Source organism: Janthinobacterium sp. BJB304 (assembly GCF_002735765.1).
Taxonomy (GTDB): Bacteria; Pseudomonadota; Gammaproteobacteria; order Burkholderiales; family Burkholderiaceae_D; genus Janthinobacterium.
Genome location: NZ_PDZN01000005.1, coordinates 173,805 through 186,259 on the forward strand (window position 1 = coordinate 173,805; position 12,455 = coordinate 186,259).

10 protein-coding genes are annotated in these 12,455 nt (G+C 65.5%); 8 read left to right on the plus strand and 2 right to left on the minus strand.

The genetic code is table 11. The features are described from left to right. Positions 1-177 precede the first annotated feature (177 nt). From CSQ95_RS08005 to CSQ95_RS08015, 3 genes are read left to right on the plus strand one after another with little or no spacing between them, the layout of a single operon-like run. A complete protein-coding gene (locus CSQ95_RS08005; RefSeq protein WP_162995783.1) occupies positions 178-795 on the plus strand; it encodes a YfiR family protein in 618 nt (205 codons plus the stop codon). After that, on the plus strand, positions 796-2,826 hold the full coding sequence (locus CSQ95_RS08010) for an ATP-binding protein (RefSeq protein WP_070220315.1): 2,031 nt from the start codon (positions 796-798) through the stop codon (positions 2,824-2,826). It abuts the gene before it with no gap. After that, entirely contained in the window at positions 2,823-5,399 is a 2,577-nt protein-coding gene (locus CSQ95_RS08015) for an EAL domain-containing protein (protein WP_099409097.1), read from the plus strand. The genes CSQ95_RS08010 and CSQ95_RS08015 overlap by 4 nt, the downstream gene beginning before the upstream one ends. 1 nt (position 5,400) lies before the next feature. On the opposite strand, the gene thiL is transcribed toward CSQ95_RS08015, so the two are convergent. Next, a complete protein-coding gene (gene thiL / locus CSQ95_RS08020) occupies positions 5,401-6,381 on the minus strand; it encodes a thiamine-phosphate kinase (protein WP_099409098.1) in 981 nt (326 codons plus the stop codon). Positions 6,382-6,470: 89 nt separating this feature from the next. On the opposite strand from thiL, the gene CSQ95_RS08025 reads away from it, so the two are divergent. After that, a complete protein-coding gene (locus CSQ95_RS08025) occupies positions 6,471-7,079 on the plus strand; it encodes a hypothetical protein (protein WP_099409099.1) in 609 nt (202 codons plus the stop codon). Here the strand turns inward: CSQ95_RS08025 and CSQ95_RS08030 are convergent. Next, positions 7,076-7,597, minus strand: coding sequence for a MarR family winged helix-turn-helix transcriptional regulator (locus CSQ95_RS08030; protein WP_099409100.1), 522 nt, complete (start codon positions 7,595-7,597; stop codon positions 7,076-7,078). The genes CSQ95_RS08025 and CSQ95_RS08030 overlap by 4 nt on opposite strands. A 122-nt stretch (positions 7,598-7,719) precedes the next feature. Here CSQ95_RS08030 and CSQ95_RS08035 point away from each other — a divergent pair, with 122 nt between their 5' ends. From CSQ95_RS08035 to CSQ95_RS08050, 4 genes are all read left to right on the plus strand, one after another. Next, entirely contained in the window at positions 7,720-8,907 is a 1,188-nt protein-coding gene (locus CSQ95_RS08035; RefSeq protein WP_099409101.1) for an MFS transporter, read from the plus strand. Between the two features lie 39 nt (positions 8,908-8,946). Continuing rightward, positions 8,947-9,540, plus strand: a complete 594-nt coding sequence (locus CSQ95_RS08040) for an SMI1/KNR4 family protein (protein WP_099409102.1) — start codon at positions 8,947-8,949, stop codon at positions 9,538-9,540. Further along, positions 9,524-9,886 (plus strand): hypothetical protein, encoded by a 363-nt coding sequence (locus tag CSQ95_RS08045; protein WP_218963590.1) that lies wholly within the window; start codon positions 9,524-9,526, stop codon positions 9,884-9,886. The genes CSQ95_RS08040 and CSQ95_RS08045 overlap by 17 nt, the downstream gene beginning before the upstream one ends. Positions 9,887-10,084: 198 nt before the next feature. After that, on the plus strand, positions 10,085-12,403 hold the full coding sequence (locus tag CSQ95_RS08050; RefSeq protein WP_099409103.1) for an NADP-dependent malic enzyme: 2,319 nt from the start codon (positions 10,085-10,087) through the stop codon (positions 12,401-12,403). The last annotated feature ends 52 nt before the right edge of the window (positions 12,404-12,455 follow it).

Here is a 12,455-nt window from a genome sequence, read left to right on the forward strand (position 1 = left end):
GCCGACGGTAAAAGAAACTTTCCCCGGTCACAGCGAAAATGCGTACACTCTTTTATACATTTGCTACCACTTCGGGCCGGCAGGCGCTCTGTCGCTGCGCCACCCTGGTGCGCATCGCTCGAACAGGCAGGCGGCATGGTGCCGCGCCTTCATATGCATTATCTTTACTCGGTTGTCATGGCAATTCTGAACTGGACCTGGTGGCGTCATCCTGGCCCCCTGCGCCGCCCTGTGCGCGGCGCTGCTCGCCGCTCCCTGCGCTGGGGCTGGCTAATGCTGCTCCTGGGCGTGCTGTGCGCCGATGCGCGGGCGCAGGTGCCGGGTGAACTGGAACGCCAGGTGAAGGCCGGATATCTGTACAAGTTTGCCGGCTATGTCGAGTGGCCCGACGGCAGCTTTGCCCGGCCCGACTCCCCGCTGGTGATCGGCGTGGCGGGCGCCGATGCGCTGGCCGAGCAGCTCGAACAGAGCGTGGCCGGGCACAGCGTCAACGGCCGCGCCGTGCAGGTGAAAAAAGTGCGCCGCGGCGACGCGCTGGCCGGGCTGCACGTGCTGTACCTGGGCGCGCTGGATAAAATGGCGCTGCAGGAAATGCTGGCCGCCAGCCGTGGCCTGGCGTTGCTGACGGTGTCCGATTCGGATGAGGTCTACGCGATGGGCAGCATGATCAATTTTGTGATGGCCGAAGACAAGGTGCGCTTCGACGTGGCGCTGAAACCCGTGGCGCAGGCGCATATCCGCATCAGCGCGCGCATGCTGCTGGCCGCCTACCGCGTGCAGACGGGAGGCGCCTAGATGATACGACTGCGTTCCATCCGCCACAAGCTGATGTCGGTGGTCTTGCTGACCACCCTGGTGGCGCTCGTCATTTCGCTGGGCACCATCGTCGCCTACGACTTGCGCGCCTACCACCGCAATCTGGTGGCCGACATCAGTACCCAGGCCGAACTGCTCGGGCACATGAGTTCGGCCGCGCTGGCCTTCGACGACGAGCGCCTGGCGCTGGAAAACCTCAATCTGATGCGCATCCGCCCGCGCGTGACGGCCGGCGCCCTGTACAAGGCCGACGGCAGCCTGTTTGCCAGCTACCGCGCGAATGAACGCTTGGGCGAGCTGCCGGCGAAGGCGGGCAAGGAAGGCGTCAGCATCGCGGGCAAATCCGTCGAATTGTTCAAGCCCATCGTCGACAATGGCGAGCTGCTGGGCACCGTGTATCTGCGCGCCGATTACGAACTGGCAGGCCGCACGGCCGATTACCTGGCCATCGCGCTGGGCGTGACGGTGCTGGCGCTGCTGGTGGCCTTGCTGCTGCTGCGCCGCCTCGATTTCGTCATCACGCAGCCCATCCTCGACATCGCCGACGTGGCGCGCGAAGTGATCGAGACGGGCGACTACTCGCGCCGCGCGCGCAAGCTCAGCGTCGACGAGGTGGCGCAGCTGGTCGATTCCTTCAACAAGATGCTGGCCGAGATCGAGCTGCGCACGCAGGCGCTGGAGCGCTCGAACGGCGAGCTGGCGCGCGAGGGCGAGCAGCGCACCCAGGCGCAGCAGGAAGTCATGCGCCTGAATCAGGAGCTGGAAGTACGCGTGCACGAGCGCACGATGCAGCTGGAAATGACGAATGGCGAACTGGCCATGGCGATGGAAGAGGCGCGCAGCGCCAACTATGCCAAGTCGGCGTTTTTGTCGTCGATGAGCCATGAATTGCGCACGCCGCTCAACGCCATCCTGGGCTTCGCGCAAATCCTCAGTTCCGACCGCCTGCCGTCGACCCTGGAGCAAAAGAAGGAGTTCGCCGGGCATATCCTGAAATCGGGGCGCCACCTGCTGACCTTGATCAATGAAATCCTCGACCTGGCGAAGGTGGAATCGGGCACCGTCAGCCTCTCGCTCGAACCGGTGGGCCTGGACGCCATCTTGCAGGAGTGCCGCGACATGATCGCGCCGCTGGCCAGCCAGCGCGGCATCGGCATGACCTTTCCCGACGCTTGCCCCCTGAACGTGCTGGCCGACCGCACGCGCCTCAAGCAGATTCTGTTGAACCTGCTGTCGAACGCGCTCAAGTACAACCGCGAGCAGGGACAGGTGGCCATCGATTGCGCGCCGCAGGCGGACGGACGGGTGCGCATCAGCGTGCGCGACACGGGCGTGGGCCTGGACGGCGAACAGGTGGCGCTGCTGTTCCAGCCCTTCAACCGGCTGGGGCAGGAGGGCGGCACGGAAGAAGGCAGCGGCATCGGCCTGGTGGTCACCAAGCGCCTGGTGGAGCTGATGGATGGCAGCATCGGCGTGAGCAGCGCGCCCGGCGAGGGCAGCACCTTCTGGATCGAGCTGCGCGTGGTCGACGCCTTGCCCGCACCCGACCTGCTGGCCTTGCCGCGGCCCGACCTGGCCGGGGCGCTGCTCGATCACAGCGCCCCCGTGACCTTGCTGTACGTGGAAGACAATCCCGCCAACCTGACCCTGGTCGAGGAAATCGTCCGCTACTGCCCGCAATTGCAGCTGCTGACGGCCACGGATGGCCGCCTGGGCGTGGAAATGGCGCGCACGCACCTGCCGCAGCTGATCCTGATGGACATCAATCTGCCGCACGTGAACGGCACGGAAGCGCTGAAGCTGCTGCGCGCCGATCCCCGCACGGCGCACATTCCCGTCATCGCCCTGACGGCCAACGCCATGCCGGGCGACGTCGAGCGCAGCATGGCGCTGGGCTTTTACCGCTACCTGACCAAGCCGATCAACCTCGATGAATTTACCGAGGCGATCAACAGCACCCTGGCCTATGTGGCGCAGCAGCGCCGGCAGAAGGGAACAGGCGCGCCATGATCAGCCAGGCCGATATCTATGCGGCGAAAATTCTCATCGTCGACGACCAGGACGTCAATTTGCGCCTGCTCGAGCATTTGCTGCAAAGCGGCGGCTACACGGCCATCAGCAGCACCCTCGACGCGCGCGCCGTGGCCGGCCTGCACCAGCGGCACCAGTTCGACCTGATCATCCTCGACCTGGTGATGCCCGGCATGAGCGGCTATGAGGTGATGGATGCCTTGCGTCCGCTGGAGCTGGAAGGCTATCTGCCCGTGCTGGTGATCGCCGCCGACCCGGACGCCAAGCTGGCGGCGCTGGAAGCGGGCGCGCGCGACTTCATCAGCAAGCCCTTCGATGCGCTCGAAGTGCTCACGCGCATCCGCAACATGCTTGAAGTGCGGCTGCTGCACCGCGCCGCGCGCCACTACAACACCTTGCTCGAACGCACGGTGAGCCAGCGCACGGCCGAACTGCAGCGCTTTCGCGGCGCCATGGACGCCACCACGGACGCCATCTTCCTCGTCGACGTGCTGGGCATGACCCTGGTCGACGTCAACGACGGCGCGTGCCGCCTGCTCGGCTATGCGCGCGCCGAACTGCTGGCGCTGGCGCCCGGCAGCCTGCTGCCGTCGCCGCCGGCCCCGCCGCTGGCCGCGCTGCCGGGCGGCCCGGCCCACCTGGCCACGGAAGTGACGGAATGCGAACTGGTGCGGCGCGACCTGAGCCTGATACCCGTGGAGCTGGGCTGGCACTGGTATGCGCAGGCGCCCGTGATGGGCGGGCAGGCTGCGGGCGGCCTGCTGCTGATCGCCGTGGCGCGCGACATCAGCGAGCGGCGCCAGGCGCAGGAGCGCCTGAAGCACCTGGCCCATTACGATGGCTTGACGGGGCTGCCGAACCGCAGCCTGTTCTACCAGACCCTGGCCCAGGCCGTCGAACTGGCGCAGGAAAAAAGCTGGCGCATCGTGGTGCTGTTCATCGCGCTGGATCGTTTTAAAAGCATCAACGACACCCTGGGCGCGGCGCTGGGGGACGAACTGCTGCGCCAGTTCAGCAACCGCCTGGTCGAATGCGTGCGCCTGCGCGACACGGTGGGGCGTCTGGGCAACGACGAATTCGCGCTGATACTGACCATGAGCCGCAACCAGCAGGAAGCCGTGGCCGTGGCCAACCAGGTGCGCGAAGCCCTGCGCGCGCCATTCGACTTGCGCGGCCACGCGGCCACCCTGACGGCCAGCATCGGCATCGCCATGTATCCGGACGACGCCACCGACCCGGAAACGCTGATCAAATACGCGAATACGGCCATGGGCGGCGCCAAGCAGGCGGGCCGCGACGGCTACCGCTTTTTCACGGCCGGCATGAACGTGCAGGTGCTGGCGCGCCTGGACCTGGAACTGGCGCTGCGCCATGCGCTCGAACACGAGCAGTTCATCCTGTATTACCAGCCGAAGGTGGATTTGCGCACGGGCCGCATCAGCGGCGTGGAAGCGCTGCTGCGCTGGCGCCGCCCCGGCTACGGCCTGGTGGCGCCGGCCGAATTCGTGCCCGTGCTGGAAGACACGGGCCTGATCGTGCGCGTGGGCGCCTGGGTGATCCAGGCCGCCTGCCACCAGATCGCCGCATGGCGCGACAGCGAAGTGGGCCCCGTGCACGTGGCCGTGAACGTGTCGAGCCGCCAGTTTGCCGAAGGCGACCTGGAAGGCGAAGTGACGCGCGCGCTGACACGGCACAACGTGGCGCCCGAGCTGCTGGAATTGGAACTGACGGAAACGGCGCTGATGTCGAACGCCGAGCGCACCATCGTCGTGCTGGGAAAATTGAAGAAGATCGGCGTGAAGGTGGCCATCGACGATTTCGGCACGGGCTACTCGAGCCTCGCGTATCTGCAGCGCTTCCCCATCGACAAGCTGAAAATCGACATCGCCTTCGTGCGCAACATCACCAGCAACCCGAACGACGCGGCCATCGCGCTGGCCATCGTCAGCATGGCGCACAGCCTGAAACTGAGCGTGGTGGCCGAGGGCGTGGAGTCGCGCCCGCAGCTCGAATACCTGCGGCGCAACCGCTGCGACGAGATCCAGGGCTTTTATTTCAGCCGCGCCCTGCCGGCGCTGGAACTGGGGCAGATGATCGCCGCGGGCGCCGGCCTGCCGCCCGGCCACGACCCGGCCGCCCAGCCGGCGCAAACCCTGCTCATCGTCGACGACGACGTCAACGTGCTGTCGTCGCTGCACCGCCTGTTCCGTCCCGAGGGCTACCAGATCCTCACGGCCAGCACGCCGGCCGAAGGGTTTGAAATGCTGGCCCTGCACCGGGTGCACGTCATCGTCTGCGACCAGCGCATGCCCAGCATGAGCGGCACGGAATTCCTCAGCAAAGTAAAAGAGCTGTACCCGGAAACCATCCGCATCATCCTGTCCGGCTACACGGGCCTGGAAGCCGTGCTCGACTCGATCAACCGGGGCGCCATCTACCGTTTTTATACGAAGCCGTGGGACGACACCCAGCTGCGCGACAACATCCGCCTGGCCTTCCAGCACTACTGGATGGTGAACCAGCCGGGGCTGGCGCGCGTGGCGGTGCGCTAGCTCAGTCGCTGAAGTGGTCGAACGAGCTCAGTTGTAAATCCAGGGGCTGTCCGGCCGCATCCACCAGCCGCAAGCCTGCTTGCGTCTCGATGCGGCCCACGCGCGTGGCGGGCGTGCCGCAGCTGATCGCCAGTGCGGCGATGGCGTCGCGCGACGATGCGGGCGCCGTGAAGCACAGTTCATAATCGTCGCCGCCGGCGGCCGTGTAGCGGCGGCGCAGGCCTGTTTCCTGCCGCGCCAGCACGGGGCCGGCCGGCAGGGCGTCGACGTCGAGGGTGGCGCCCACGCGCGACGCTTTCAAGATGTGACCGAGGTCGCCGACCAGGCCGTCCGAAATGTCGATGGCCGCATGCGCGAGGCCCGCTTCGGCCAGAGCGCAGCCGAGCGCCACGCGCGGCGTCGGCGTGTGCATGCGCGCGCCTGCAGTGGCCAGGTCGGCTGGCGATAATTCCTGTTCCATGCGGTAGCCGGCCAGCGCCAGGCGCGCGTCGCCCAGGGTGCCGCTGACCCAGATGTCGTCGCCCGCCACGGCCGCGCTGCGGCGCAGGGCCTGGCCCGGCGCCAGTTCGCCAAATACGGTGATGCAGATATTTAAGGGGCCCTTGGTGGTGTCGCCGCCGATGAGTTCGCAATCAAAGGCGTCGGCCAGCGCGAACAGGCCGTCGGCAAAGCCGGCCAGCCAGGCGCGTTCCGCTTGCGGCAGCGCCAGGGCCAACGTGAATGCCACGGGGCGCGCGCCCATGGCGGCCAGGTCGGACAGGTTCACGGCCAGGCTTTTGTGGCCGAGCATGCGGGCGTCGGCGCCGGCAAAGAAGTGCCGGTCCTCGACCAGCATGTCCGAGGAGATGGCGATCTGCTTGCCGGCCGCTGGCGTCATCAGCGCGCAATCGTCGCCGATGCCCAGGGTGGCGCGGCCGGGGCGCTGGCGCACGAAATAGTGTTTGATCAGGTCGAATTCGGAAAGCGCGTCGTGTGGGGCCATGGCGTGGTCTGTTCGTTGAGTGATGGTGTGGCCCGGCTATTATAGGCTGGCCTACAATACAGGCCTTTGTCACTGCCGAGCAACTTGCCATGCCCCTTTCCGATATTCACGTTCTACTGCAATCCTGGCTCGATCACGGCTGGCTGCGCGACCCGCAAGCCGTCGGCCTGGCCACCTTTGAGGCGCAGGAGCTGGTAGCACATGGCTTCGACGCCATCAGCGACGGTGGTCAGCTGTGCCTGTACGAGGACGAGCGCCTGTTCCTCAGGGGCAAGCGGCCCGTGCAGGCGTCGTTCAAGGCGTATCTGCAGCGCGGCCAGCTGGGCGCGAATGGCCTGGACCTCGGTTACCAGGTGCACCTGGCCGGCTTCCTGCGCGCGGCGCGGCAGCCCTTGCCCGCGTTTCGCGTGCTGCTGGAACAGGGCGGCCGCAGCGGCGCCCTGCTGTTCGACAGCGGCCTGGTGCTGCAGTTTGCCGCCAATTTGCGCGGCAAGCCCCGCCATTATTATCTGACCCTGGTCGAGGGGCACGTGGCCGACGCCGAGCTTCCAGACCGCGACAGCGATATCGACTTGCGCGCGGCCAGCGTGGGCCATGTCCAGGCCCTGTACGACAGCCGCGATCCTGCCGACCTGCAGCGCCTGGCCCGGCGCGGCAATGCAGCGCTGCGCGAGCTGGCGCAGCTGCTCGCTGCTTAGCCCTTCTTCGCCTGTGCCATGCCTTGCAGCAGCTTGGCCAGCAACTGGTCGAGCTGGCGCTGCTCGTCCGCGCTCAAGGCCGACAGCATGGCGCGCTCGTTCTCCACGTGCAGCAGCACCAGCTGTTCAATCAAGGCCAGTCCCTGGGGTGTCAGGGCCACCAGCACGCCGCGCCGGTCCGTCGGGTGCTTCTGGCGTTCGATCAGGCCGGCCGCTTCCAGCCGGTCGATGCGGTTGGTCATGCCGCCCGAAGACAGCATGGCCGCCTCGTACAGGGCCGTCGGCGTCAGGCTGTAGGGCGCGCCCGAGCGGCGCAATGTCGCCAGCACGTCGAATTCGCCCGGCTGCAAGCCGTGTTCGGCGAACAGGGGATTGAGCCAGTCGCGCGCCATCAGCTGCGCCACCGTGCCCAACTGTCCCACCAGCTGCATGGCGCGCGTATCCATCTGCGGCAGCTCGCGCTGCCATTGTGCGGCGGCAAATTGCGCGCGCGTGTGTTCTTGCGGGGTATCCGTCATGGCGTAGGCATTTATCTCGACATAAAGATAGATTTCTATCTTTATGCTAAGATACTTTTCATCAAGTGATTATGTCACGCATTAAACCATGTGCCTCCCTGCGAGGCAAGGACTACTCTGCCATGCCTGTTGAACGCCCCGTCTCTTCTCCGCTGCCCTCGTCCGCCTTGCTGGTGGCCGCCATCATCCTGCTGGGCCTGAACCTGCGCCCCATCCTGGCCGCCATCGGCCCCTTGCTCGACAGCATCCAGGCCAGCACGGGCCTCAGCAATGCCGACGCGGGCTTGCTGACCACCGTGCCCGTGTTCGCCATGGGCGTGTGCGCGCTGGCGGGCGCCCAGCTGCAGCGCCGCTTGGGCGTGGCGCGCGGCATCAGCCTCGGCATCGCCATCATCGCTGCCGCCTGCGCCTTGCGCTGGCCCTTGCATGGCAGCGGCGGCCTGATCGCCACGGCGGCCCTGGGCGGCCTGGGCATCGCGCTGGTGCAGGCGCTGCTGCCGGCTTTCATCAAGCGCCATTTCCCCGAACGGGCGGGCCAGTTGATGGGCTTTTATACGACGGGCATCATGGGCGGCGCGGCCATTGCCGCCGCATCCGCCTCACCGCTGGCGCAAAGCTGGGGCTGGCAAGCGCTGCTGGCCCTGTGGGCGCTGCCCGCCGTGGCCGCCGCGCTGCTGTGGCGCCGCGCCGCCGCCTCGCGCGTGGAGGTGACCGGCGGCGCGGGCGCCAGCCTGCCCGTGGGCAGTGGCCGCGCCTGGCTGCTGATGGTGTTCTTTGGCATCGGCACGGGGGCGTACACGCTGGTGCTGGCCTGGCTGCCGCCGTTTTATACGGAACTGGGCTGGAGCGCGGCCGACAGCGGCTTGCTGCTCGGTGGCCTGACCCTGGTGGAAGTGCTGGCGGGACTGGTGATTTCCAGCATCATCCACCGCTTCCCCGACCGCCGCATCCTGTTATTGTCGGTCTTGCTGGCAGTGCTGGCCGGCCTGGCTTGCCTGATCGTGGCGCCCGCGCAGCTGGCCATTCCCGCCGTGATCCTGCTCGGCTGCGGCATCGGCGCCCTGTTTCCCCTGTCGCTGATCGTCAGCATGGACCACGTGCGTGACCCGGCCGGCGCCGGCGCCTTGCTCGGCTTTGTGCAGGGCGGCGGCTACATCATCGCCAGCAGCATGCCCTTCATCGCCGGGCTGATCCGCCAGCATTCGTCCAGCCTGGCCCAGGCGTGGATGGTGATGGCGGGCGGCGTGGTGCTGTTGCTGCTGATCGCCGTGCGCTTCGCGCCGGGGGCGCGGCTGGCCGGTGCGCGCTAGCGTGCGCATGGCGTATCGGCCAGCTGATATATTTCGGCTATGAACATCGTCGACCACTATTTAGCCGGCTTGCGCCAGGCCATGCCGCCCGAGCCGCTGGCGGAGCTGGCGCTGGCCAGCGGCGCCAGCGCGGCGCAACTGGCCAGCTTGCGCCAAACGTATCCGCTGTGCCCGGACAGCCTGCTGCGCCTGCTGGGCCAGTACAACGGCACGTATTACCAGGAATATGCGGGCGGCATGGTGCTGGTGTACATGCTGGGCTCGGACGTGTTCGAGTACCCGTATTACCTGAGCTCCGTCGAACAGATCCTGGAAGACCGGCAAGCGAACCAGCGCAGCATCGCCGATATCTACGGCCATTACCTGGAAGACGACCCCGGCATCGTCGACACCCGCATCGACGCGGGCATCCAGCAGGGCCAGCGCCTGTGTTTTTCGCATTGCATGAACAATGGCGGCTCCTCGCGCCTGTATGTCGATTTCACGCCCACGGCGTCGGGCAAGGTGGGGCAGGTCGTGCGCTTCCTGCACGATCCCGACAACTACCAGGTCATCGCCGACAGTTTCGATGCGTATCTGCAAATGCTGATCGATGACGATTACGGCTTCCTGATCGATGACAATTTCGAATAAGCGCGCCGTGCCGCCGTCCCTGCTGCCCGCCAACCGCCGCATCGTGCTGTCCGGCGAGGATGCGCTGCGCATCCTGCGCGAGATCGAATTTTTGTTGATATCGCTCAATAACATTGGCCGCCATTATTATCCCGACGGCGATGATGACGGCGCCGATGCCCAGCGCCGCGCACGGTATTGCGCGGAGACGACGCGCTTCATCGACGAGGAGCAAGCCACGACGCGTCTGGCCCTGATGCGCCGCATCCTGTCCGCCCCCTTCGACACCAGCCTGGGCCACGACGACATGGACGATCTCGAGCGCGCCGTCGCCGCGCTGCCGCTGTGGCGTGCCCCCGGCGACTGATCACAAAAACTAATTGAAATCTAAAATTTGATAGTTTTTCCTGTTGAGGACGTTTGTGCCGCCGGACGGCCTTACAATGCTAGGTTATGCGTTTTCGTGATATCAGACTGTGGCTAGCGGAAAATACCTAGCTAATTGAAAGAATCGGTCTGATAAAATCCGGAACACCCGATCGACCAAACAGGAAGGCAGCACAGCATGGATTCGTCATCTGATAAAAAAGAAGAATTGCGTCAACAATTGCGCTTGGCCGCACTCGAGTATCACGAGTGCCCGCGCCCCGGCAAAATCAGCGTGACGCCGACCAAACAACTGACCAACCAGCGCGACCTGGCACTGGCCTACTCGCCAGGCGTGGCGGCACCGTGTGAAGAAATCGTCATCGATCCGGCGAATGCCTATAAATACACGGCGCGCGGCAACCTGGTGGCCGTCATCACCAACGGCACGGCCGTGCTGGGACTGGGCAATATCGGCCCGCTGGCCGCCAAGCCGGTGATGGAAGGCAAGGGCGTGCTGTTCAAGAAATTCGCCGGCATTGACGTCTTCGACATCGAAATCAACGAATCGGATCCCGATAAACTGGTCGACATCATCGCGTCGCTGGAACCGACCTTCGGCGGCGTGAACCTGGAAGACATCAAGGCGCCCGAGTGCTTCTACATCGAGCGCCAGCTGCGCGACCGCATGAAGATTCCCGTCTTCCATGATGACCAGCACGGCACCGCCATCATCGTCGGCGCGGCCATCCTGAACGGCCTGAAAGCCGTCGGCAAGAAGATCGAGGACTGCAAGCTGGTCGTCTCGGGCGCGGGCGCGGCGGCATTGGCCTGTCTGGACCTGATCGTCGACCTGGGCTTCCCCCTCAAAAACATCTACGTCACCGATCTGGCCGGCGTGGTCTACAAGGGCCGCGCGGAACTGATGGACCCGGACAAGGAACGCTTCGCGCAAGACACGCCGCTGCGCACCCTGGGCGAAGTCATCCCGGACGCCGACATCTTCCTCGGCGTTTCCGCCGCCGGCGTGCTGAAACAGGACATGGTGCGCAAGATGGCGCCGAACCCGCTGATCCTGGCGCTGGCCAACCCGAATCCGGAAATCCTGCCGGAAGAAGTCAAGGCCGTGCGCAGCGACGCCATCATCGCCACGGGCCGTTCGGACTATCCGAACCAGGTCAACAACGTGCTGTGCTTCCCCTACATCTTCCGCGGCGCCCTCGATTGCGGCGCGACGACGATCACGCGCGAGATGGAAATCGCCGTCGTGCACGCGATCGCCGATCTGGCGCACGCCGAGCAGTCCGACATCGTGGCCACTACCTACGGCATCAGCAACCTGTCGTTCGGCCCTGAATACCTGATCCCGATGCCGTTCGATCCGCGCCTCTTGATCAAGATCGCGCCGGCCGTGGCCAAGGCGGCCGAGGATTCCGGCGTCGCCACGCGTCCGATCAAGGACTTGCAGGCGTACGCGGACAGCCTGCAGCAATTCGTCTACCGCAGCGGCACCTTCATGAAGCCGCTGTTCCTGATGGCCAAATCCACGCCGGCCGAACTGAAACGCATCGTCTACGCCGAAGGCGAAGAAGAGCGCGTGCTGCGCGCCGTGCAAGTGGTGGTCGATGAAAAACTGGCGCGTCCCATCCTGGTGGGCCGTCCGCCCGTGCTCGAAGCGCGCATCCAGAAGTTCGGCCTGCGCCTCAAGCAAGGCGTCGATTTCGACGTCATCAACCCGGACTTCGACGAGCGCTATCGCGATTACTGGAATACGTACTACGCCATGACGAGCCGCAAGGGCGTCACCGAGGAATACGCGAAACTGGAAATGCGCCGTCGCCACACCCTGATCGGTTCGATGATGATCCACAAGGGCGACGCGGACGGCATGATCTGCGGCACCTTCGGCACCACCCAGCTGCACCTGAAATACATCGACCAGGTGCTGGGCAAGCGCGCCGGCAGCAACGTGTATGCGGCCATGAACGTCTTGATCATGCCGGAACGCCAGCTGGTGATGGTCGACACGCACGTCAATGAAAACCCGGACGCCGAGCAATTGGCCGAGATCACCATCATGGCCGCCGAAGAGATGACCCGTTTTGGTTTGTCGCCGCGCGCGGCCCTGCTGTCGCACTCGAACTTCGGTTCCAGCGACAGCGCCTCGGCGCAAAAGATGCGCGCCGCGCTGGCCATCGTCAAGGAACGCGCGCCGGACCTGGAAATCGACGGCGAAATGCACGGCGATACGGCCCTCGACAGCAAGCTGCGTCAGAAAATCATGCCGAATTCGGCACTGAAGAACGACGCCAACCTGCTCGTCATGCCGAACATCGAGTCGGCCAACATCGCCTACAACCTGGTCAAAACGGCCGCCGGCAACGGCATCGCCGTGGGCCCGATCCTGCTCGGCTGCGCCAAGCCCGTGCACATTCTGACGCCATCGGCCACCGTGCGCCGCATCGTCAACATGACGGCCTTGTGCGTGGTCGACGCCGTGGCGCAGCGCAAAGCCTAAGCTTTTAGTTGCCGCCTGAAAGCCGCGCCATCCGCAAGGAGGGGCGGCTTTT

What these genes read in the sequence shown, in the direction of transcription:
- CSQ95_RS08005 (WP_162995783.1), top strand. Translation starts at nt 178, where the DNA reads ATGGCAATTCTGAACTGGACCTGGTGGCGTCATCCTGGCCCCCTGCGC.
- CSQ95_RS08010 (WP_070220315.1), top strand. Translation starts at nt 796, where the DNA reads ATGATACGACTGCGTTCCATCCGCCACAAGCTGATGTCGGTGGTCTTG.
- CSQ95_RS08045 (WP_218963590.1), top strand. Translation starts at nt 9,524, where the DNA reads ATGACAATTTCGAATAAGCGCGCCGTGCCGCCGTCCCTGCTGCCCGCC.
- CSQ95_RS08035 (WP_099409101.1), top strand. Translation starts at nt 7,720, where the DNA reads ATGCCTGTTGAACGCCCCGTCTCTTCTCCGCTGCCCTCGTCCGCCTTG.
- CSQ95_RS08025 (WP_099409099.1), top strand. Translation starts at nt 6,471, where the DNA reads ATGCCCCTTTCCGATATTCACGTTCTACTGCAATCCTGGCTCGATCAC.
- CSQ95_RS08040 (WP_099409102.1), top strand. Translation starts at nt 8,947, where the DNA reads ATGAACATCGTCGACCACTATTTAGCCGGCTTGCGCCAGGCCATGCCG.
- CSQ95_RS08050 (WP_099409103.1), top strand. Translation starts at nt 10,085, where the DNA reads ATGGATTCGTCATCTGATAAAAAAGAAGAATTGCGTCAACAATTGCGC.
- CSQ95_RS08015 (WP_099409097.1), top strand. Translation starts at nt 2,823, where the DNA reads ATGATCAGCCAGGCCGATATCTATGCGGCGAAAATTCTCATCGTCGAC.
- thiL (WP_099409098.1), bottom strand. Translation starts at nt 6,381, where the DNA reads ATGGCCCCACACGACGCGCTTTCCGAATTCGACCTGATCAAACACTAT.
- CSQ95_RS08030 (WP_099409100.1), bottom strand. Translation starts at nt 7,597, where the DNA reads ATGACGGATACCCCGCAAGAACACACGCGCGCGCAATTTGCCGCCGCA.